The organism is Kitasatospora sp. NPDC028961 (assembly GCF_055564815.1).
Genome location: NZ_JBVHVO010000003.1, coordinates 325399 through 343483 on the forward strand (window position 1 = coordinate 325399; position 18085 = coordinate 343483).

At 75.0% G+C, this 18085-nt stretch carries 21 protein-coding genes and 1 other RNA gene; 11 read left to right on the forward strand and 11 right to left on the reverse strand.

All coding sequences use genetic code 11. The features are described from left to right. Positions 1-31: 31 nt before the first annotated feature. From ACZ4UX_RS08890 to ACZ4UX_RS08900, 3 genes are all read left to right on the forward strand, one after another. Entirely contained in the window at positions 32-631 is a 600-nt protein-coding gene (locus ACZ4UX_RS08890; protein WP_465706133.1) for a hypothetical protein, read from the forward strand. Positions 632-728: 97 nt separating this feature from the next. Continuing rightward, positions 729-2060, forward strand: a complete 1332-nt coding sequence (locus ACZ4UX_RS08895) for an MFS transporter (protein ID WP_465706134.1) — start codon at positions 729-731, stop codon at positions 2058-2060. A gap of 100 nt (positions 2061-2160) precedes the next feature. Then, positions 2161-2829, forward strand: coding sequence for a GNAT family N-acetyltransferase (locus ACZ4UX_RS08900; RefSeq protein ID WP_465706135.1), 669 nt, complete (start codon positions 2161-2163; stop codon positions 2827-2829). 63 nt (positions 2830-2892) lie between these two features. Here ACZ4UX_RS08900 and ACZ4UX_RS08905 read toward each other — a convergent pair whose 3' ends face one another. Beyond that, positions 2893-3117, reverse strand: a complete 225-nt coding sequence (locus tag ACZ4UX_RS08905) for a hypothetical protein (RefSeq protein ID WP_465706136.1) — start codon at positions 3115-3117, stop codon at positions 2893-2895. 105 nt (positions 3118-3222) lie between these two features. On the opposite strand from ACZ4UX_RS08905, the gene map reads away from it, so the two are divergent. Further along, positions 3223-4068, forward strand: coding sequence for a type I methionyl aminopeptidase (map, locus tag ACZ4UX_RS08910; protein ID WP_329487390.1), 846 nt, complete (start codon positions 3223-3225; stop codon positions 4066-4068). Positions 4069-4089: 21 nt separating this feature from the next. Here map and ACZ4UX_RS08915 read toward each other — a convergent pair whose 3' ends face one another. After that, positions 4090-4791 carry a bifunctional DNA primase/polymerase gene (locus ACZ4UX_RS08915; protein WP_359802798.1) on the reverse strand — a complete coding sequence of 234 codons (702 nt, stop codon included), beginning with the start codon at positions 4789-4791 and terminating at the stop codon, positions 4090-4092. Between the two features lie 457 nt (positions 4792-5248). On the opposite strand from ACZ4UX_RS08915, the gene ACZ4UX_RS08920 reads away from it, so the two are divergent. Then, positions 5249-5479 (forward strand): hypothetical protein, encoded by a 231-nt coding sequence (locus ACZ4UX_RS08920; RefSeq protein WP_329487392.1) that lies wholly within the window; start codon positions 5249-5251, stop codon positions 5477-5479. 26 nt (positions 5480-5505) lie between these two features. Then, positions 5506-5706 (forward strand): hypothetical protein, encoded by a 201-nt coding sequence (locus ACZ4UX_RS08925; protein ID WP_465706137.1) that lies wholly within the window; start codon positions 5506-5508, stop codon positions 5704-5706. A gap of 39 nt (positions 5707-5745) precedes the next feature. Here the strand turns inward: ACZ4UX_RS08925 and ACZ4UX_RS08930 are convergent, their stop codons facing one another. Then, complete coding sequence (locus tag ACZ4UX_RS08930) at positions 5746-6417, reverse strand: PadR family transcriptional regulator (RefSeq protein WP_465706138.1); 672 nt, start codon at positions 6415-6417, stop codon at positions 5746-5748. 420 nt (positions 6418-6837) lie between these two features. Here ACZ4UX_RS08930 and ACZ4UX_RS08935 point away from each other — a divergent pair, with 420 nt between their 5' ends. The 3 genes from ACZ4UX_RS08935 (at position 6838) to ACZ4UX_RS08945 (ending at position 8967) form a co-directional block, all read left to right on the forward strand. After that, positions 6838-8133 (forward strand): hypothetical protein, encoded by a 1296-nt coding sequence (locus ACZ4UX_RS08935; protein WP_465706139.1) that lies wholly within the window; start codon positions 6838-6840, stop codon positions 8131-8133. Positions 8134-8209: 76 nt separating this feature from the next. Then, positions 8210-8608, forward strand: coding sequence for an ACT domain-containing protein (locus ACZ4UX_RS08940; protein WP_329487396.1), 399 nt, complete (start codon positions 8210-8212; stop codon positions 8606-8608). 101 nt (positions 8609-8709) lie between these two features. Beyond that, positions 8710-8967 (forward strand): Prokaryotic metallothionein, encoded by a 258-nt coding sequence (locus tag ACZ4UX_RS08945; RefSeq protein WP_329487397.1) that lies wholly within the window; start codon positions 8710-8712, stop codon positions 8965-8967. 79 nt (positions 8968-9046) lie between these two features. Here the strand turns inward: ACZ4UX_RS08945 and rnpB are convergent. The 5 genes from rnpB to ACZ4UX_RS08970 all read right to left on the reverse strand — a co-directional run bounded on the left by rnpB (position 9047) and on the right by ACZ4UX_RS08970 (position 13390). After that, an RNA gene (gene rnpB / locus ACZ4UX_RS08950) (RNase P RNA component class A) lies at positions 9047-9445 on the reverse strand. A gap of 13 nt (positions 9446-9458) precedes the next feature. Beyond that, entirely contained in the window at positions 9459-10958 is a 1500-nt protein-coding gene (locus ACZ4UX_RS08955) for a DHA2 family efflux MFS transporter permease subunit (protein ID WP_465706140.1), read from the reverse strand. A 149-nt stretch (positions 10959-11107) separates the two neighbouring features. Continuing rightward, positions 11108-12562 (reverse strand): RNB domain-containing ribonuclease, encoded by a 1455-nt coding sequence (locus ACZ4UX_RS08960; protein ID WP_380391607.1) that lies wholly within the window; start codon positions 12560-12562, stop codon positions 11108-11110. Between the two features lie 100 nt (positions 12563-12662). Then, positions 12663-13058: a type II toxin-antitoxin system death-on-curing family toxin gene (locus ACZ4UX_RS08965; protein ID WP_352286918.1), complete on the reverse strand. Its 396-nt coding sequence runs from the start codon at positions 13056-13058 to the stop codon at positions 12663-12665. Then, positions 13055-13390, reverse strand: a complete 336-nt coding sequence (locus tag ACZ4UX_RS08970) for a hypothetical protein (protein ID WP_352286915.1) — start codon at positions 13388-13390, stop codon at positions 13055-13057. The genes ACZ4UX_RS08965 and ACZ4UX_RS08970 overlap by 4 nt, the downstream gene beginning before the upstream one ends. A gap of 115 nt (positions 13391-13505) precedes the next feature. On the opposite strand from ACZ4UX_RS08970, the gene ACZ4UX_RS08975 reads away from it, so the two are divergent. Next, positions 13506-13952: a DUF3995 domain-containing protein gene (locus ACZ4UX_RS08975; protein WP_465706141.1), complete on the forward strand. Its 447-nt coding sequence runs from the start codon at positions 13506-13508 to the stop codon at positions 13950-13952. Positions 13953-14027: 75 nt separating this feature from the next. Next, positions 14028-14813, forward strand: a complete 786-nt coding sequence (gene yaaA / locus ACZ4UX_RS08980) for a peroxide stress protein YaaA (protein WP_465706142.1) — start codon at positions 14028-14030, stop codon at positions 14811-14813. 52 nt (positions 14814-14865) lie between these two features. Here the strand turns inward: yaaA and ACZ4UX_RS08985 are convergent, their stop codons facing one another. From ACZ4UX_RS08985 to ACZ4UX_RS08995, 3 genes are read right to left on the reverse strand one after another with little or no spacing between them, the layout of a single operon-like run. Beyond that, on the reverse strand, positions 14866-16014 hold the full coding sequence (locus ACZ4UX_RS08985; RefSeq protein ID WP_465706143.1) for a bifunctional RNase H/acid phosphatase: 1149 nt from the start codon (positions 16012-16014) through the stop codon (positions 14866-14868). 4 nt (positions 16015-16018) lie between these two features. Then, positions 16019-16762 (reverse strand): zinc ribbon domain-containing protein, encoded by a 744-nt coding sequence (locus ACZ4UX_RS08990; protein WP_465706144.1) that lies wholly within the window; start codon positions 16760-16762, stop codon positions 16019-16021. Positions 16763-16785: 23 nt separating this feature from the next. Further along, positions 16786-17622, reverse strand: a complete 837-nt coding sequence (locus ACZ4UX_RS08995; protein WP_329487404.1) for a Nif3-like dinuclear metal center hexameric protein — start codon at positions 17620-17622, stop codon at positions 16786-16788. Between the last annotated feature and the right edge of the window lie 463 nt (positions 17623-18085).

Genomic DNA, 18085 nt, shown 5'->3' on the forward strand with positions numbered 1-18085 from the left:
ACGCCCGGCCCGCCGCGACATTCTGTGGCCCATGGACGAGGTGAGAGTTTCGGCACTCCGCGAGCGGCTGACCGGCACGGGCTGGCTGGAGGCGGTCGGCGGCTTCGCCGGCTCGCTGCGCCACGCCGTCTCCCGGCGCGGGGCGGGCGCGCTGCTGCTGGTCGGCACCGAGGAGTACGAGCCCTGGCACCTGGCCGCCCATCTGGACGACGAGGCGGCCTGGTCCGACGTCCCCCGGCTGGCGCCGACCCTGCTGCGGCACCGGGTGCCCGCTCGGGCGCCGGCCCATCTGGCGCACGGCCTGCGGCGGCTGACCGAGGCCGGGCGCGGGGCGACGGTGCTGGTGGTGGCGCCCACGGCGGCCGGGGCGCCGCTGCTCGAACGGGTCCACGACGCGCGACGGGGCGGGGCGACCGTGCTCGCCCTGGACGGCCCCGCCGAGCGGGGCGAGCTGGCGGGGCTGGCGCACGAGCGGCTGGCGGTCGGCACCGGCGAGGAGGAGCCGTTCGACCTCGCGCAGCACCTGGTCAGCGCCGCCGCCGGGCAGGCGCCGGGCCGGCGCGGCGCGCTCGGCCGGCTGGCGGCGCTGGCCGGGCGGCTCGGCTCGGGGCCGGGGCTCAGCCGCTGGTAGCGGCGGGGCGGCGGGCGGGGGCAGACGGCACCCGAGGCGGCGGGACGGGTGAAAATCCGTTGCGGCCGCGAGGGGGCGGCGCCGAGGATGGTCGTTCGTGAACGACGCCGAACCACCTCCGTCCGGGCGAGTCCGGACACTGCTGACCTCCCTGCGCCCCGACCTGGCACCCTGGCACTCCTCCCGGGACTTCCGGCTGCTCTGGCTCTCGGGCTGCATCACCAGCCTCGGCAGCTTCCTCACCTACGTCGCCGTGCCGATGCAGATCAAGGACCTCACCGGCTCCTCCTTCGCGGTCGGCCTGGTCGGCGCCTTCGAGCTGGTGCCGCTGATCGTCTTCGGCCTCTGGGGCGGCGCCCTGGCCGACGCGCTGGACCGGCGCAAGCTGGTGCTGTTCTCGGAGGCCGGGCTCGGCCTGCTCACCGGTCTGCTGCTGGTCAACGCGCTGCTGCCGACGCCGGTGCTCTGGCCGGTCTACCTGGTGGCAGCCCTGGTCGCCGCGACCGACGGCCTGCAGCGCCCGGCCCTGGACTCGCTGACCCCGCGGATCGTCCCGCACGACCAGCTGACCGCCGCTTTCGCGCTCAACTCGCTCTACCGCAACGCCGGTTCGGTGGCCGGCCCGGCGCTGGCCGGGATCATCGTGGCCTTCGCCGGGGTCCAGACCGCCTACGCGCTGGACGTGCTCACCTTCGGCGCCTCGCTGCTGCTGCTCGCCCGGATCCGCGCGGTGCCGCCGCCCACCGGCGCCGAGAAGCCGTCCGTGCGGGCCGTCCTGACCGGGGTCCGCTACGCCTGGAGCCGCAAGGACCTGCTGGGCACCTACGCGATCGACGTCTGCGCGATGCTGTTCGCCTTCCCGGTGGCGATCTTCCCCTTCCTGGCCTCGGAGCTGGGCGCCGACTGGGCGCTCGGCCCGATGTACGCGGCCTCGGCGGTGGGCGCGCTGGCGGTCTCGGCGACCAGCGGCTGGACGTCCCGGGTCCACCGGCACGGCCGGCTGCTGGTGGTGGCCGCGCTCGGCTGGGGCGCGGCGATGGCCCTGGCCGGTCTCTGCGCAGCCGTCTGGCCGGTGCTGCTCTGCCTCGCCCTGGCCGGCGGGGCCGACCAGATCAGCGGGATCGCGCGCTCGACCATGTGGAACCAGTCCATCCCCGACGAGGTGCGCGGCCGGATGGCCGGTGTCGAGCTGCTCAGCTACTCGGTCGGCCCGCAGCTCGGCCAGGTCCGGGCGGGCGGGATGGCCGGTCTGGTCGGCGTCCGGGCCTCGGTCTGGGCCGGCGGTGTGGCCTGCGTGGTCGGCGTGCTGGCGCTCGCCGCCGCGCTGCCCCGGCTGCTCTCGTACGACGACCGCACCGACCCGCACGCGGCGGCGGTGCGCGCCGAGCACGCGAAGGCCGAGGAGGCACGGGCCCGGGCGGCGGTCTGACCGGCCGGGTCCGGTGCCACGCTCCGAGAAAGTAAGTGACACAGATGGCTTGAGACCATTACCCTGAACTCCGTTGACGTCCGGCGAGCGGAGGGTGGCCATGCTGGAGATCACGGCGGAGAACGTCGTACGGAGCTGGGTGGACGGCTGGGTCGTGTCGCGGTCGGCCGCGCCGCCGATCGTGGAGCCCTGGGGCTACACGGTCGACGTCGGCCTCACCGACCACGTGACCCGGCACGTCCTGGACGCCACCGGGGACGCCGTACGGGAGGCCGACGTCCGCAAGGTCGCCGGCGCGGTGCGCGCCCGGGGGACGTGGCTCAAGGTCTTCGCGGAGCCCGCCGTTATCGCCCCCTGGCTCGGACCCGACTGGTGGGTCGACGACGAGCCGGCCTACCTGATGACCGTCCGGCTGGCCCCCGCCCCCGGGCTCACCGCCCCCGCGGGTTACCGCCTGCGCACCTGGGCCCGCGGCGAGGTCGTCCGCGCCCTGGTCACCGCCGAGGACGGCGCACTGGCGGCCCGCGGCCAGATCGGCGTCTGCGGCGCGACCGCCGTCGCGGACCAGATCGAGACCTCCGCCGAGCACCGCCGCAAGGGCCTCGGCTCGCTGGTCATGCGGGCGCTGGCGAACGCGGCGCACGACCGGGGCGCCCAGACCGGGGTGCTGGCCGGGACGCCGGACGGGCGCGCGCTGTACAGCACGCTGGGCTGGCGGGTGCTCGCCCCGCTGACCAGCGCCAAGTACGTCGGCCCGCAGGGCGCCTGACACGGCGCCGCCCCTGGCCCGCCGCAGTGGCGGGCCAGGGGCGGGGCAGCGCCGGTCGCGGGGTCAGCCCTCGGTCGACCGTCCGTCGAAGCGCTCGTCGTCTTTCTTCCACTCCCGGTTGCGCTCCTCGGCGGTCTCCAGCGCGTGGGCCGCCTCCTCACGGCTGGCGTACGGGCCGAGACGGTCCTTGGCGGGGCACTCCGGCCCCTCCTCCACCTTGGCGTGCTTGATGCAGTAGAACCACTCGCCCGGCAGTCCGGTCGGCTTGCGGTGGAATCCCAGGGGCATGGCGGTCACTCCCGTTCGATGGGCCTGTCGTCACTGATCATCGCGCGCGGCCGCCCGTCCCGCACACCCCCGGAGGGCCGGGGACCGACGGATAGACTCGCGACCATGGCTCTCGTACCCGGCATCCAGTCCCCCACCCGCAAGGTCCCGGCGCACATCGCTCGCCCCGAGTACGTCGGACGGCCCGCGCCGGCGCCGTACACCGGGCCCGAGGTGCAGACCGCCGAGACCATCGAGAAGATGCGGATCGCGAGCCGGATCGCCGCCCGGGCGATGGCGGAGGCCGCCAAGCTGATCGCGCCGGGCGTCACCACCGACGCGCTGGACGCCGTCGCCCACACCTACATGTGCGACCACGGCGCCTACCCGTCCGACCTCGGCTACCGGGGCTTCCCCAAGTCGATCTGCACCTCGATCAACGAGGTGATCTGCCACGGCATCCCCGACTCGACCGTGCTGCAGGACGGCGACATCGTCAACATCGACGCCACCGCGTACATCCACGGGGTGCACGGCGACCTCAACGCCACCTACCTCTGCGGCGACGTGGACGAGGAGTCCCGGCTGCTGGTGGAGCGCACCCGGGAGTCGCTCGCCCGGGCGATCAAGGCGGTCAAGCCCGGCCGGCAGATCAACGTGATCGGCCGGGTCATCGAGTCCTACGCGAAGCGCTTCGACTACGGCGTGGTGCGGGACTTCACCGGGCACGGCATCAACACGTCGTTCCACTCCGGCCTGATCGTCCCGCACTACGACAGCGAGCGGGCCACCGAGGTGATCAAGCCGGGGATGACCTTCACCATCGAGCCGATGCTGACCCTGGGCACCTACGACTACGAGATCTGGGCCGACGGCTGGACGGTCGTCACCAAGGACCGCAAGCGGACCGCCCAGTTCGAGCACACGCTGGTCGTCACCGCCGACGGCGCCGAGGTCCTCACCCTGCCGTAGCCCGCTCCCCCGGTGGGCGCGCTAGCCGATCAGCCACTGCTCCTCGGCGACCGCGCCCACCTCGGTGCAGGCGTCGGTGAGCACGTCCAGGACGCGCAGCGGATCCGGCAGCGGCTGCTCGGGCCCGCGGAGCCAGCGCACCTGCGAGCCGTCCGGCAGCGCGGCCGGCGGCAGCAGGGTGTACGAGCCGCGGCAGTGCCAGCGCAGACCGGGGTGCTCGGACATGGTGTCCGGCGTGGAGTCCAGCGCGCTCGGCCACCACTCGTCCTCGTCCACCGGGGTGCCCCTGGTGGCGGTGAAGAAGAGGTAGCGGTCCTCGCCGACCGCGGCGACCGGACCCTCGACGCCCTGCGCCGCGAGCCGCTCCAGCGCCAGCCGGCCGGCCTCGGCCGGGACGTCCAGGACGTCGTGGGCGCGGCCGGTGGCGGTGATGAAGTTGGCCAGTGGGTCCCGCGAGAGCCAGCGGGCGACCTGCTCCGGCTCGGTGGTCGCCTGGCTCTGCCAGGCGAAGGAGACCGGGTGCTGCGCGGGGGCCGGACAGGCCACCCGGTCGCAGGAACAGCGGTAGCCGGCCGGATGGGCGGCGGGTGCGAGCGGGAAGCCGGCGCGCACGGCGCCCAGCAGCTGATCCAGTCTGGCGGCGGGGCTGTCCGCGTCGGCCGACCGGGCCCGCTGACGTTCACGCTTCTGCCACCAGGTCGTCCACCTGCTGCCGGCTTCCATCGGGCCCCTTCCGCGCATTGCCGTGCCTGGTGTGACACAGCATTCGACGTACCACTCCGACGCAACGCACAGCGCCCCCCGCTGCTTCCCGGGACGGTGCTCGGCCCTGCTGTCCGCGCCCCGTCGGCCGGAGCCGGGGTTGCCGGACGGCCGACGCCCGGGTCACGGCACGGAGTCGCGGCAGTACAGAGACTGCGGCTCGGCGGCCCGGCGGGCACACCGCTGTGCGCCTCACCCGGCCCGTACGGGGCCCGCTGACCCGGGTGAACCCCGAGGGCGTAACAGGAAGGATAAGGGTGCGCGGGCCCTTCGGATGACCGGGGGCGGTGCCTCTCCGGTCACACTCCCGGCACCCGGCCCTCACAGCGCCTCCCCCCTGCCGCCGCCGTACCGCCCCGCCCGCGGTCGGCCACCGGTCGCCCGCCGGTCCGCCGCGGCGGGGTGAGACCCTGGTGGGGTGAAGAGCGCGGACACCGAATTCGTCGGCGGCCCCCTGGACGGCCGGATCCTCCCGATCCCGTTGGGGCCGATGTACGGCGTGCCCAAGACCTACAAGGTGCCGGTCCCCGCGCACGGGGAGACTCCCGCGCGCACACTGGTGTACGTCCGGGTCAAGGAGCAGCGGGGCCTCCGCTGGTTCTGGCGCTACGAGTACGACGAGACGGCCACCGCCCGCACCTCCGGGTGACGGCCGCTCCCCCCGGGAGGACGGCGATGGCGAAGACCGTACGGACCCGCACCCGGCGCCGGCCGCAGGCCGTGACGCAGCACAACCGGCAGGTCGCGGTGGTCACCGGTGCCCTGCTGGTGGTGGTCAGCCTCTACAGCGCGGCGCTCGGGCCGAACGCCTGGCTCTGGTTCGGCTGGACGGTGCTGCTGCTCGCCTGCGTGGCGCTGTTCGCCGTCCGCGGCTGAGCGGCGGCACCGTCCGCCGTCCCCGGCCCCCTCGGGCGGTCAGGCATCCTCGGCGAGGATCAGGTAGAGCTTCTTGCGGGCCTCGTTGAGCACCGCGAGGCCCTTGGCCCGCTGCGCCTCCGTCCCCGTCGCCATCACCTGCCGGATCGCCTGGTCGACCGCGCCGAGCGCCTGGCCGACCTCGTGGACGGCCTCCCAGTCGACCTCCCGGCCGGCCTCCGCCCACGGCTCGGCGGGCCCGGCCTCGGCCTCGGCCCGGCCGGACTCGGTCAGCGAGACCAGTCGCTTGCCGCCCACCTCCTCGGCGGTGATCAGGCCCTCCTCCTCCAGCAGTTGGAGGTTGGGGTAGATCGAGCCCGGACTCGGCCGCCAGGCCCCGCCCGTCCGCTCGGCGATCTCCGCGATCATCTCGTAGCCGTGCATCGGCCGTTCCTTGAGCAGCGCGAGCAGCGAGGCCCGCACGTCCCCGCGCCGGGCCCGCCCGGCGCGCCGGCCGCGCGGACCGTGCCCGCGCCCGCCGTGCCCGCCGAAGCCGTGGCCGAACGGCCCGCCCGGCGGCCGCCCGGGACCGCCGCCGAACGGCGGCCCGAACGCGCCGAACGCCCCACGGCCCTCTCCGCCCTCACCGGGGAACTCCCCGAACTCCGGGCCCCGCCCGCGGCGCCGACCGCCGCGCGGACCCTCTTTCCCGTATCGCGTTCCGGAGCGCATCGCGCTCACCTCCTGGTGGATCGGACAGTGTTCACGTCACTGTCTCAATAGCTCGACGATATATCGCTGACTGTCGCTCGTCAATCGTTGCCGACTGGGCCACTCGCGTGTCCGGCCCGGCGGGGACGGACCACCGCCGCCGGGACGTCTCCCGGCGCGCTGCCGACCGGTCACCGTGGAGCCGGGCCGGGCCGGGCCGGTGAACGAGCCGGTGAACGGACGGCACTGTCACGGGAGTCGGGGCGGCCGGTGCCGGTCGCGGGCGGCCCGCCGGTGGTGAACCCGGGCCGGTGCGGGGGCCGTCAACCGTGGTGTCGGCCCTCCGGGCCGGCCGGTTCGGCCCCGCTCGCCGTGGGCGCGCGGGGCCGAACGACGGCTCACCCCGGTCAGACGGCTGACCGATGCCCAGGAGGTCCGCGCATGGCGCCGAAGAAACCCGTGAAGGTCCTGCTCGGAAGCACGACGCTGGCCTGTCTCAGCGCCGGCGTGATCGCGGTCGCCGGCGTGGCGTCCGGGGCGGAGGGGACGGGGGCGACCGCCTCCGTCGCGGCGGTCGGCAAGGCCCGCCCGGCCCTGACGTTCAGCAGCCTGGACGGCCCCGTCACCCCGGACGAGATCAAGTCCTTCACCGCGTACATCAAGACGCTCACCCCGGCCGCCGACAACATCGGCAACCAGTGGGCCCAGGGCCACAGCGGCGAGGACACCAAGGCGATGGGCCTGGTGTACGAGGTCTCCGCCGACCGCGCGATCCTCGACCGGATGATCGTCTTCTGCGACGCCGTCCTCTCCGAGCGCAACGACCTGGCCAAGCGCCCGGTCGGGCAGCACGTGCTCTGGACCGGCAAGGTCGACCCCGCCTGGCCCAACGACGTCACCACCAAGCCCGTCGGCACCGGCGGCGAGCAGGGCGACCCGGTGGGTCACCTCGCCAACTGCGCCCGGCTGATCCTGCGGACGCCGGCGCTCTGGCAGACCCCGGTGACCACCGGCGACCCGCACGGGTACGGCGCCACCTACCTCGACCGGGCCAAGCGGTTCGTCGCCGAGGCGGACACCGCCGTCGACCGGCACATCCTGGCCCGGCTGCTGGACGTCTCCAAGGGCGACCGCCAGTACTTCGCCGCGGACTCGCCCTACAAGGGCGGCCAGCCGGTGCCGTGGAACCAGCAGATGATGTTCGACTACGCCTTCCAGAACCTGGCGATCGCCCACCAGCTCCTCGGCGACGACCCGAAGCGGGTCAAGCGGTACGACGCCCTGGTGCAGAGCAGCGTCGACTGGTTCTTCTCCTCGGTGCGCACCTACACCGACCACGCCGGCAGGCCCGCCTACGACTGGGGGTACGCCCCGGCGACCAACGGCAAGGAGGACAACAACCACGGCAGCCTGGACTGCGCGGGCCTGTACCGGGCCTACCTGTCCGGCCGCTACAAGATCACCCCGGCCATGCTGGCCCCGCTCGCGAACACCTTCGTGGACGTGATGAGCAAGCCGCCGCACCACTACGCGGGCAAGATCGACGGCACCGACGGCGCCGGGAACAGCGCGCCCACCGACTACGTCCGCAGCGGCTGGCTGCTGATGGCCGAGTTCCGGCCCGACGCCTACCAGAAGCTGATGAACGCCAACTTCCCCAAGCGGACCACCACGGCGGACGACCAGTTCTCGCGCGCCCTGATGCTCAAGAGCCGGCGCCACAAGACGCAGGGCTGACCGGGGGCCGGGCCCGGGCACCGACACGCCGCGACGGCGGGCCGGTGCCCGCCCCCCAGCCGTTACGGTGGCGGGCATGGCCGGAGAACGAGATCTTGCGACCCTGCTGCGCGGCATGCGCCCGCGGCTCAACCCGGGGCGCTACGTGTACTGCACGCTGCCCGCGAAGGTGCCCGCCGGGATGCGGCCGGTGGTGACGGTCGCAGAACCCGAGGGGGTGACGGTGGTGGTCGCGCAGGAGGAGGCCGACGCGCTCGGCCTGCGCTACGAGTACGTGGCGGCCTGGATCACCCTGCACATCCACTCGGCGCTGGAGGCCGTCGGCCTGACCGCCGCCGTGGCGGTGCGGCTCGCTGAGGAGGGGATCAGCTGCAACGTGGTGGCCGGCTTCCACCACGACCACCTGTTCGTCGGCGCCGACGACGCCGACCGCGCGGTGCGCGCCCTGGAGGAGCTGTCCGCCCGGTCCGCCTGACCGGGTGCGCCGAGTGGCCGCTCCCCCCGGGGGCTCCGAGACTGGGAGGGCTGAGCGCCCGCCAGGTCGGTCAGCCCCCCGACAGGAAGGGAGACGGCCCCATGGCGGTCTGCGACGTCTGCTCCAACGACTACTGGCTGTCCTTCGAGATCAAGACGATCACCGGCGACGTGTACACCTTCGACAGCTTCGAGTGCGCGATGGAGAAGCTCGCCCCGCGCTGTGAGCACTGCCAGGTCCGGATCGTCGGCCACGGCGTCGAGGTCGCCGGCCGGTTCTTCTGCTGCGCGCACTGCGCCCGGGTCAACGGCGGCCTGGGCGAACAGATCCGCGACGCGGTCGGGGCCCACCCGGCCTGAGCGGCGCACGGGCCGGTCGCTCCCGGCACGGGCGGGCGCTGCCCGCGCCCGTGCCGGGGCGGGCCATGGCGGAGAGGGGCGGAAGAGTCGGCCTGTACGCCGGGTTCTGTCTCCTGGGCTGCTCGCGCGGCCCGGGGAGGCGGTCATCCATCTAGGACTGCCGTTGCCGACAGCCTCGTGCGGTCTACCCGCGGACTCGGGCGAGCAGCCCTCGAACATCCGCGCACGGTGCCCGGGGGCACCGATCTTGACCTTGCTCCAGGTGGGGTTTACCGAGCCGGCCGAGTCACCCCGGTCGCTGGTGGTCTCTTACACCACCGTTTCACCCTTACCCGCCGCCGAAGCGGTGGGCGGTCTGTTTTCTGTGGCACTGTCCCGCGGGTCACCCCGGGTGGGCGTTACCCACCACCCTGCTCTGTGGAGCCCGGACGTTCCTCGGCGGGCCCTGAGGACCCGTCGCGACCGCCCGGCCGGCTCTTCCGCCGTAATGGTCATCGTAACCGCTCGGGCGGGGCGTCCCGTACCCCGGCCCGGACGAGGGGCGGGTCGCCGCCGAGGCGGGCGGCCACCCGGGTGGCGGTGCCGGTGGCCCAGGTCGTGGTGGTGACCAGCCCGAGGAGGAGGATCGCGAGGCCCAGCCCGGTCACGATCCACCAGCCGGCGTGGCTGGCCGGGGCGAAGCCGGTGGCGACCGGGCCCACGACGGCCGAGGTGACCACCGTGCCGATCACCGCGACACCGAGCGACTGGCCGACCTGCCGGCTGGTCGAGGCGACCGCCGCCGCCACCCCCGCCTGGGCGCGCGGCATCCCGGAGACGGCGGCATTGGTGATCGGCGCGTTGACCATGCCGAAGCCGAAGCCGAACAGCGCGTAGGCGGCCAGCAGCAGGCCCGGCGGGGAGTCGGCGGTGAGCCTGGTGAGCAGCAGCCCGCTGGTGGCGAGGCCGAGACCTGCCGCGACCAGCGGGCCGCGCGGCCCCCGGCCGCCGACGATCCGGCCCGAGAGCGGCGCGCAGACCAGCATCATCCCGGCCATCGGCAGCGTCCACAGGCCCGCCTCGACCGGGCTGTAGTGCCGGACGTTCTGCAGGTACAGGGTGTTGAGGAAGAGGAAGCCGCCGAGCGCGGCGAAGGCGCAGACCGCGGTGACGGTGGCTCCGGTGAACGGCGCGCTGCGGAAGAACCGCGGATCGACCAGCGGCTCGGTCACCCGCAGCTCCCAGAACGGGAAGGCCACCAGCGCGGCCAGCGCGGCCACGCCGAGCCCGAGGATCAGCGGGGACGTCCAGCCGTGCTCGGGGCCCTCGATGATCGCGGCGGTGCCGCAGCCGAGCAGCACCACCATCAGCACCTGGCCGACCGGGTCCAGCCGGCGGGGCCGGGGCGAGCGCGACTCGGGGACGTAACGGGCGGTCAGCAGGCAGGCGACCAGGCCGACCGGGACGTTGATCAGGAAGATCGCCGGCCAGCCGGCGATGTCCACCAGGAACCCGCCGAGCAGCGGGCCGAGCGCCATCGAGATGCCGACCACCCCGCCCCAGACGCCGATCGCCCGGGCCCGCTCGCGCGGTTCGGTGAAGGTGTTGGTGATGATCGACATCGCCACCGGGTTCAGCATCGAGCCGCCGACGGCCTGCACCGCCCGGAACACCACCAGCCACTCCAGGCTGGGTGCCAGGCTGCAGAGCAGCGAGCCGAGCACGAAGAGCAGCAGACCGGTCTGGAACACCCGGCGGCGGCCGAAGCGGTCGGCCACCGAGCCGAACAGCATCAGCAGCGAGGCCAGCACCAGGGTGTAGGCATCGATGACCCACTGCAGGCCGGAGGCCGGGGCGTCGAAGTCCTGCTGGATCGCCGGGAGGGCGATGTTCACCACGGTGTTGTCGAGCCCGACGATGAACAGGCTCAGGCAGCAGATCCCGAGGATCAGCAGCCTGCGGCGCCGGCCCGGGTCGGCGGACGGCGCGGGGAGGGAGGTCGGTTCGGCCACGGGTCGATCCTCCCACCCGGGGGCCCCGGAGCGGCGGTGGATCGGCCCGTCCGGGTGGCGCGGCCCCGGACGGGCCGGGCGGTCCGGGCGGGGGGTCCGGCGCGGGGGGTCCGGCGCGGGGGGGGCGTCGGAACGCGCGTCAGAACGCCTCAGAGCGCGGCGAAGCGGACGGTGCGGGTGGCCGGGTCGGCCTGTGTCAGGCGGGCGACGATCCGGCCGCCGAGCGGCAGCACCGCCCCGCCCGCCGCCTCGCAGCGCGCCCGGACGGCGGGTTCGCGCAGCTGGACGGTGCCGCGCGCGGGCCGCTGCTCGTCCACGTCGATGACCACCGCGGGGAAGTCCTCGCCCTCCCGGCCGGCCAGCAGCTCCGCCTCGACCAGGTCCACGCAGGCCCGTTCGACCTCGGCCGAGCGGCGGTCCCCGGCCGCCATCAGGGCGGGGACGCCGGGCAGTGCCTCCCGGACCCAGTCCGGCACCTCCTCGCCGGCGGCCACGGCCGCGCAGACCTCCTGGGCGAAGCGGTCGCCGAGCCGGCGCAGCGGCGCGGTGCAGTGCGCGTACGGGGCGGCCAGCGCGGCGTGCACCGGGTCGGCCGGGGCGGGCAGGCCCCGGGCCTCGTCGAAGGCCCGGTAGCCGGCCCCGCGCAGCAGTCCGGTGCACTCGTTGAGGAAGGCCGCGTGCAGCGGGGCCCCGGGGTCGAGCGAGCGGACCAGGTCGGGGTAGGGGAGGTCGTCCGGCCAGGTGATGTCGAGCGCGCGGGCGGTGCGGCGCAGCCGCTCGTACGCGGCGGCGGGCGCGGCGGGCAGGGTGCGCAGCAGGCCGACGCCGGCGTCCAGCATCAGGTCCGCCGCGGCCGTCCCGGTGAGCAGGGAGATCTGGGCGTTCCAGCCGTCGGCGGGGCCGAGCGCGCGGTAGCCGAGGACGTACCCGTGCAGGGTCTCCTCGATCTCCTGCTCGGGGACGGGCAGGCTGATCCCGCCGCGGGCCCGCTCCTGCTCCTCGCGGAGCCGGCCGACGGCGGCGAGCAGGGCGAGCTGCTCGTCGGCGCCGCCGGCGTCCACGGCCCGCTGGACGTCGTCGTAGTCGAGCCGGCGGTGCGAGCGGACCAGCGCGCGGCGCAGGTCGGCGAGGACGACGGCGCCGTCGGTGTCCAGGTCGAGCTGCCAGAGCAGGGCCGGGCGGGTCTCGCCGGGCAGCAGGCTGGCGGCGTCCTCGCTGAGCCGGGCCGGGTGCAGCGGGACGCGGTGGTCTGGGAAGTAGAGGGTCTGGACGCGGCGGCGGGCCTCGGCGTCGATCGCGCCGCCGGGGCGCACGAAGGCGGCGACGTCGGCGATCGCGTAGTGCACCCGGTAGCCGCCGCCGGGCCGGTGGGCCAGGTGCATGGCCTGGTCGAGGTCGCGGGAGCCGGGCGGGTCGACGGTGAAGAGCGGGAGGTCGGTCGCGTCGTACTCCGGCAGCCGGGGCGACTCGGCGGCCCGCTCGGCCTCCGCGAGCACGGCCTCCGGCCACTCGGTACGGATCTCCAGGCGGGCGCGCAGCTCGGCCAGTTCGGCGTTGATCCGGGCCGAGTCGGCGGCTTTGACGCGCAGTTTTCGGCGTGGCATGCAGGCAGCGTAGGGCGAATCGGGTGATTCCGGGCGGACGTCGGCGGCCGGGCGCGCCGACGTCCGCCCGGGCCGCCGGGCCGGCCGGGCGCGCCCCCGCTCAGCGGCCGAGCAGGGCCCTGAGGTCCTTGGCGGCGAGGGCCACCGCGTCGTCGTAGCCGCCGGTGGCCAGGCGGAGCACGAAGGCGACGGCGTCGTCCGGGTGCGGGTCGGTGTAGGGCTCGGCGTTGTAGTCGAGGAAGAGCAGCATCGCCTCGAAGGCGGTGCGCTTGTTCCGATCGATCAGCGGGTGGTTGCGGGCGAGGCTCTGGCCGAGCGCGGCCGCCTTGGTCCAGAGGTCGGGGTAGGCGTCCGCGCCGAACACGGTCGCCCGCGGGCGGCCGAGGGCCGAGAGCAGCGCGCCCTCGTCGCGGATGTTCTCCGGGCCGCCGGCGAGGTAGCTGACGTCCGCCAGGTCGAGGTACTCGACGTCGTCGCCGGGCCGCTGCCCGGTCACAGGTCCTTCAGCCGCTCGAGCGTCTCCGCGTTGGCCGCGCGGATCCGGGCGACCATGGCGGCCCGGCGCTCCTCCCTGCCGGCGGCCGGCCGCTCGGCCAGCGCCTCGGGCAGCTCGGACTGCCGCACGTCGAAGGCCAGCTCCGCGCGGTCCGGGCCGGACGCTCCGGTCACCCGCACCCGGCCGGCCAGCACCGCCTGGGCCGCCGCCCGGAGCGCGAACTCCAGGGCCTGCCGGGTCCGCGGCGGCAGGTCCGCGGGCAGCCGGACCGGCAGGGACTCCTCCACCGCGTCGTCGTCGCCGGGCACCAGGTCCAGGGGGCGCATGGTCATCTCGTCACTCTCCTTCGGTGCCACCGTATGCCGCGGCCGGGCGGCGGCCCAACGGGTTCTCCGTAAGCGCTCGTAGGGTGGCCCCATCGATCGGACGCGGAAGGGGGCTCGGCGGATGGACGCGGTACGGGTGACGGGGGCGGCGGTGGCCGGGGGGCTGGCGGTGACTGGGGCGCTGCACGCGCTCTGGACGGTGACGACGTGGCCGGCGCGGTCGCCGCAGGAGTTCGCGGACACCGTGATCGGCACCGGCGAGGGCGTGCCGCCGGCGGCGGCCTGCCTGGCGGTGGCGGGGCTGCTGGGCACGGCGGCGTACCTGGTCGGCGCCGAGGCCGGGGCGCTGCCGGCGGTCGGGCCGCGCGGGGTGCGCCGGGCCGGCGTCCGGACGGTCGCGGGGGTCCTGCTGGCGCGCGGGGCGGCCGGGCCGCTGGTCTTCGGCGTGCTGAGCGAACGGACGGAGCGCTTCAGGCGGCTGAACGCGCGCTACTACTCGCCGCTCTGCCTGGCGCTCGGCGCCGGGGCGGCGCTGGTCGCGGCGGCGCCCCCGCGGCCCGGGCGGTAGCGGGGTTACCCGCGGTCGGGCCGGTTTGCGTAGGGTGGCGGGGTTCGCCCGCCACAAAATGTTGAGGAGTCCGCTGTGCTGGTGCTGTTGCCGCCCTCGGAGGGCAAGGCCGCGTCCGGGGACGGCGTTCCGGTGGCGCTCGACGCGCTGTCGCTGCCCGGGCTGACGGCGGCGCGGGCGCGGGTGCTGGAGTCCCTGGTCGGCCTCTGCCGGGGGGACGAGGAGGCCGCCGCCGGGGTGCTCGGCCTGAGCCCCGGGCTGCGCGGCGAGGTGGCCCGGAACGCGGGGCTGCCGACGGCCGGTGCGCGGCCCGCCGGCGAGGTGTACACCGGCGTGCTCTTCGACAACCTCGGTCTGGCCACCCTGGACGAGGCCGCGTACGACCGGGCCGCGCGCTCGCTGCTGGTCTTCTCCGGCCTCTGGGGCGCCGTCCGGATCGGTGACCGGATCCCGCCCTACCGCTGCTCGATGGGTGTGAAGCTGCCCGGCCCGGGCGCCCTCGGCCCGTACTGGCGCGCCGCGACGGCGTCCGTGCTGCCGGAGGTGGCCGACGGCCTGGTGCTGGACCTGCGCAGTTCCGCGTACGCGGCGGCGTGGAAGCCGGCCGGTGAGCTGGTGACCCGGACGGCCACCGTGCGGGTGCTCCAGGAGCGCGACGGCAAGCGCTCGGTGGTGAGCCACTTCAACAAGGCCACCAAGGGCCGGCTGGTCCGTGACCTGCTGGTGGCGGGGGCCGAGCCGAAGACGCCCGGCGAACTGGTGGACGCGCTGCTCGGACTGGGGCACCGGGTGGAGGTCGCGGCCGAGGGCACCGCCCGCAAGCCCTGGCAGCTGGACGTGGTGGTCACCGAGGTGCACTGAGCCGCGCCGAACGGCGTCGGCGGCGGGCCCCGGTGGGCCCGCCGCCGGGGCGTCAGCGCAGGTGCCCGGTGTCGTTGAGCAGCCGGACCGAGGCGTTGCCGTCCGCGTAGTACTGGACGGCGCAGAGCGAGGCGGCGGACAGCTCCATCCGGTAGAGCGAGTCCGGCGGGGCGCCGAGCGCCAGCCGCACCAGGGTCTTGATCGGGCTGACGTGCGACACCACCAGGACGGTCCGGCCGGGGTGGCGGGCCAGGATCTTGTCCCGGGCGACGCCGATCCGGTGGGTGAGCGCGGTGAAGCTCTCGCCGCCGCCGGTCGGCTTGGCCTTCGCCGAGCCGAGCCAGGCGTTGAGGTCCTCCGGGTGGCGCTCCTGCACCTCGGCGAAGGTCAGCCCCTCCCAGGCGCCGAAGTCCACCTCGCGCAGGCCGTCCTCGTAGCGGACCTCCAGGCCGAGGCGGGCGGCGACGGTCTCGGCGGTCTGCCGGGTACGGAGCATCGGCGAGCTGACCACGGCCTGGACCGAACCGCGCGAGGCCAGCGCCTCGGCCGCCCGTTCGGCCTGCCAACGGCCCTTCTCGGAGAGCTCCGGATCGCTGCCGCCGCTGCCGGAGAAGCGCTTCTCCGGGGTGAGGTGGGTCTCGCCGTGGCGGAGCAGGACGAAGGTGGTCGGCGTGCCGAGGTCGGCGGCGGCCGCCCAGCCGGCCTTGGGCGCGGCGGTCTCCAGCGGGGGCTCGTCGGCGACGGCGGGCCGCTCGGCCCCGGCCGCCCTGGGCTCCCACTGCCGGCCGGCCTTGCCCGCGTCCATCGCCTCGTTGGCCAGCCGGTCGGCGTCCTTGTTCCGCTCGCGCGGGATCCAGGTGTACTTGACCTGGCCGCGCGGCAGCACCGCCCGGGCCTCGGCGGCGAGCGGCTGCATGTCGGGGTGCTTGATCTTCCAGCGCCCGGACATCTGCTCGACCACCAGCTTGGAGTCCATCCGGACGTCCACCGAGGCGTCCGGGTCCAGCTCCCGGGCCGCCTTCAGACCGGCGATCAGGCCCTTGTACTCGGCCACGTTGTTGGTCGCGTGGCCGATGAACCCGGCAGCCTCGGCGATGATCAGGCCGGTGTCGCCGTCCCGGACCACCGCGCCGTAGCCGGCCGGCCCCGGGTTGCCCCGGGAGCCTCCGTCGGCCTCGACGACGAACCTGCGCCCCGCCATCGGCTCAGATGCCCGAATCGGCGGTGCGCACCAGGATGCGGCCGCAGTTGTCGCAGCGGACGACCGCGTCCTTGGGCTCGGCCTTGATGGCGTTCAGGTCGGAGACGGCGAACTCGACCCGGCAGCCCTCGCAGCGGCGCTGGTAGAGACGGGCCGCGCCGACGCCGCCCTGCTGCTCGCGCAGCCGGGTGTAGAGCTTCAGCAGGTCGGCCGGGACGACGGCGACGACGGCCTCGCGGTCGCGCTTGACCTTGTCGGCCTCGGCGTCGATCTCGGCGAAGGCGGCGTCCCGGCGGGCCTCGGCCTCGGTCAGCACGACGGTGGAGTGCTCCAGGCGCGCGGTCAGCTCGGTGACCCGGGTCTGGGCGGACTCCAGGCGCTCCATGATCTCCAGGACGACGTCCTCCAGGTCCCCCTGGCGCTTGGCGAGCGAGCCGATCTCGTGCTGGAGGTTCTCCAGGTCCTTCGGCGAGGTGATCGCGCCGGAGTCCAGGCGCTGCTGGTTGCGGGCGGAGCGGCTGCGGACCTGCTCGACGTCCTGCTCGGCCTTGGTCAGCTCGCGGGTGGTGTCGCCCTGCTGGGCCTGGGCGGCCACCACGAGGTCCTTGAGCGCGGTGTGGTCGGCGGTGACCTTGTCGATCTCGGCGTGCTCGGGCAGGCTGCGACGCCGGTGGGCCAGCTGGTCGAGCTTCGAGTCGATGGCCTGGAGGTCGAGCAGGCGGATCTGGTCGGCGGGCGCGGCGTTCAAGCGGAGAGCTCCTGTGAATCGGGTCAGGCGGTGAAGGACATGGGGGCGTGCGCGGTCCACGGGTCGGTGACCCGGTGGGAGACCTTCGTCTCCACGGCCCAGCCCCGCTGCTCGGCGGCGCCGTGCAGCGCCCGCTCGGCCAGGGTGAGCCAGGGCCACTCGGTGGCCCAGTGCGCGGCGTCGACCAGTGCGACCGGCGCCGCCTCGGCGGCCTCGGATGCCGGGTGGTGGCGCAGGTCGGCGGTGACGTACGCGTCGACACCGGCCTCGCGCGCCTGCGCGAGGAAGCTGTCGCCGGCGCCGCCGCACACCGCGACCCGGCCGATCAGGCGGTCCGGGTCGCCGCAGACGCGGACGCCGGCGGCGGTGGCCGGCAGGCCCCCGGCGACCTTGGCGGCGAACGCGGCGAGGGTCAGCGGCGGCTCCAGCAGACCGATCCGCCCGCTGCCGCGCCGGCCCAGCGGGTCCGTCGGGTCCGGCACCAGCGGGCCGGTGACGCGCAGGCCGACGGCCTCGGCCAGGGCGTCCGAGACGCCCGGGTCGGCGTGGTCGGCGTTGGTGTGCGCCACGTGCAGGGCGATGCCGGCGCGGATCAGCGTGTGCACCACCCGGCCCTTGGGCGTGGTGGCCGCGACGCCGGTGGTGCCGCGCAGGTAGAGGGGATGGTGCGTGACCACCAGGTCGGCGCCCCACTCGACGGCCTCGTCGACCACCGTCTGCACGGGGTCGACGGCGAAGAGCACGCGGCGGACCTCGGCCCGAGGGTCTCCGCAGACCAGGCCGACGGCGTCCCAGGACTCCGCCCACTGCGGCGGATAGATCTCTTCGAGCGCGGTGATGACGTCGGACAGTTTCGGCACCTGTCGAGACTACCGTGCGCGCGGGGGCGCCCGGGCCGCCCGGGGCCCGGCCCGGGGGTCCGCGGCTCGGCGTCAACCTGCGGTTCCGGGCGTTCGAGCGGCCGCCGGGGCGCCGTCGGGGGGCTCGTTCGGAGCGCTCGGGGCGCCCGCCGGCGCGGCCGCGGGCCGGGACACGGGCCGTGCGGACGCCGTGGCCGCCCGGCCACGCGGGGGCACCGCACACATCGGCCGGCTCGCACATATTCGAAACCACGCCCAGATCACCCTTACGAGTGAAGTGACCCGCTACGCGTTGAGCCCGTCCGGAAACCGAAAGTAACTTCACTTCTGCGAACGGGAGTTGCCTCGGCCAGGGAGCCGGAAGGGCACTCGGCCGGGATGCGGGCCAGGTCGGACCGGCCCGCGGCGGACGCGGCAGGGCCGCGCTCCCGTACTTCCGAGAAACCGATCAGGCCGCCGGCGT

Bases quoted from the DNA above. Each gene is read 5' to 3' on its own strand.
- ACZ4UX_RS08930 (WP_465706138.1), bottom strand. From the start codon at position 6,417: ATGCGCTCCGGAACGCGATACGGGAAAGAGGGTCCGCGCGGCGGTCGG.
- ACZ4UX_RS08915 (WP_359802798.1), bottom strand. From the start codon at position 4,791: ATGGAAGCCGGCAGCAGGTGGACGACCTGGTGGCAGAAGCGTGAACGT.
- ACZ4UX_RS08900 (WP_465706135.1), top strand. From the start codon at position 2,161: ATGCTGGAGATCACGGCGGAGAACGTCGTACGGAGCTGGGTGGACGGC.
- ACZ4UX_RS08945 (WP_329487397.1), top strand. From the start codon at position 8,710: ATGGCGGTCTGCGACGTCTGCTCCAACGACTACTGGCTGTCCTTCGAG.
- ACZ4UX_RS08985 (WP_465706143.1), bottom strand. From the start codon at position 16,014: ATGGCGGGGCGCAGGTTCGTCGTCGAGGCCGACGGAGGCTCCCGGGGC.
- ACZ4UX_RS08890 (WP_465706133.1), top strand. From the start codon at position 32: ATGGACGAGGTGAGAGTTTCGGCACTCCGCGAGCGGCTGACCGGCACG.
- ACZ4UX_RS08905 (WP_465706136.1), bottom strand. From the start codon at position 3,117: ATGCCCCTGGGATTCCACCGCAAGCCGACCGGACTGCCGGGCGAGTGG.
- ACZ4UX_RS08970 (WP_352286915.1), bottom strand. From the start codon at position 13,390: ATGACCATGCGCCCCCTGGACCTGGTGCCCGGCGACGACGACGCGGTG.
- ACZ4UX_RS08975 (WP_465706141.1), top strand. From the start codon at position 13,506: ATGGACGCGGTACGGGTGACGGGGGCGGCGGTGGCCGGGGGGCTGGCG.
- ACZ4UX_RS08940 (WP_329487396.1), top strand. From the start codon at position 8,210: ATGGCCGGAGAACGAGATCTTGCGACCCTGCTGCGCGGCATGCGCCCG.
- ACZ4UX_RS08935 (WP_465706139.1), top strand. From the start codon at position 6,838: ATGGCGCCGAAGAAACCCGTGAAGGTCCTGCTCGGAAGCACGACGCTG.
- ACZ4UX_RS08960 (WP_380391607.1), bottom strand. From the start codon at position 12,562: ATGCCACGCCGAAAACTGCGCGTCAAAGCCGCCGACTCGGCCCGGATC.
- ACZ4UX_RS08925 (WP_465706137.1), top strand. From the start codon at position 5,506: ATGGCGAAGACCGTACGGACCCGCACCCGGCGCCGGCCGCAGGCCGTG.
- map (WP_329487390.1), top strand. From the start codon at position 3,223: ATGGCTCTCGTACCCGGCATCCAGTCCCCCACCCGCAAGGTCCCGGCG.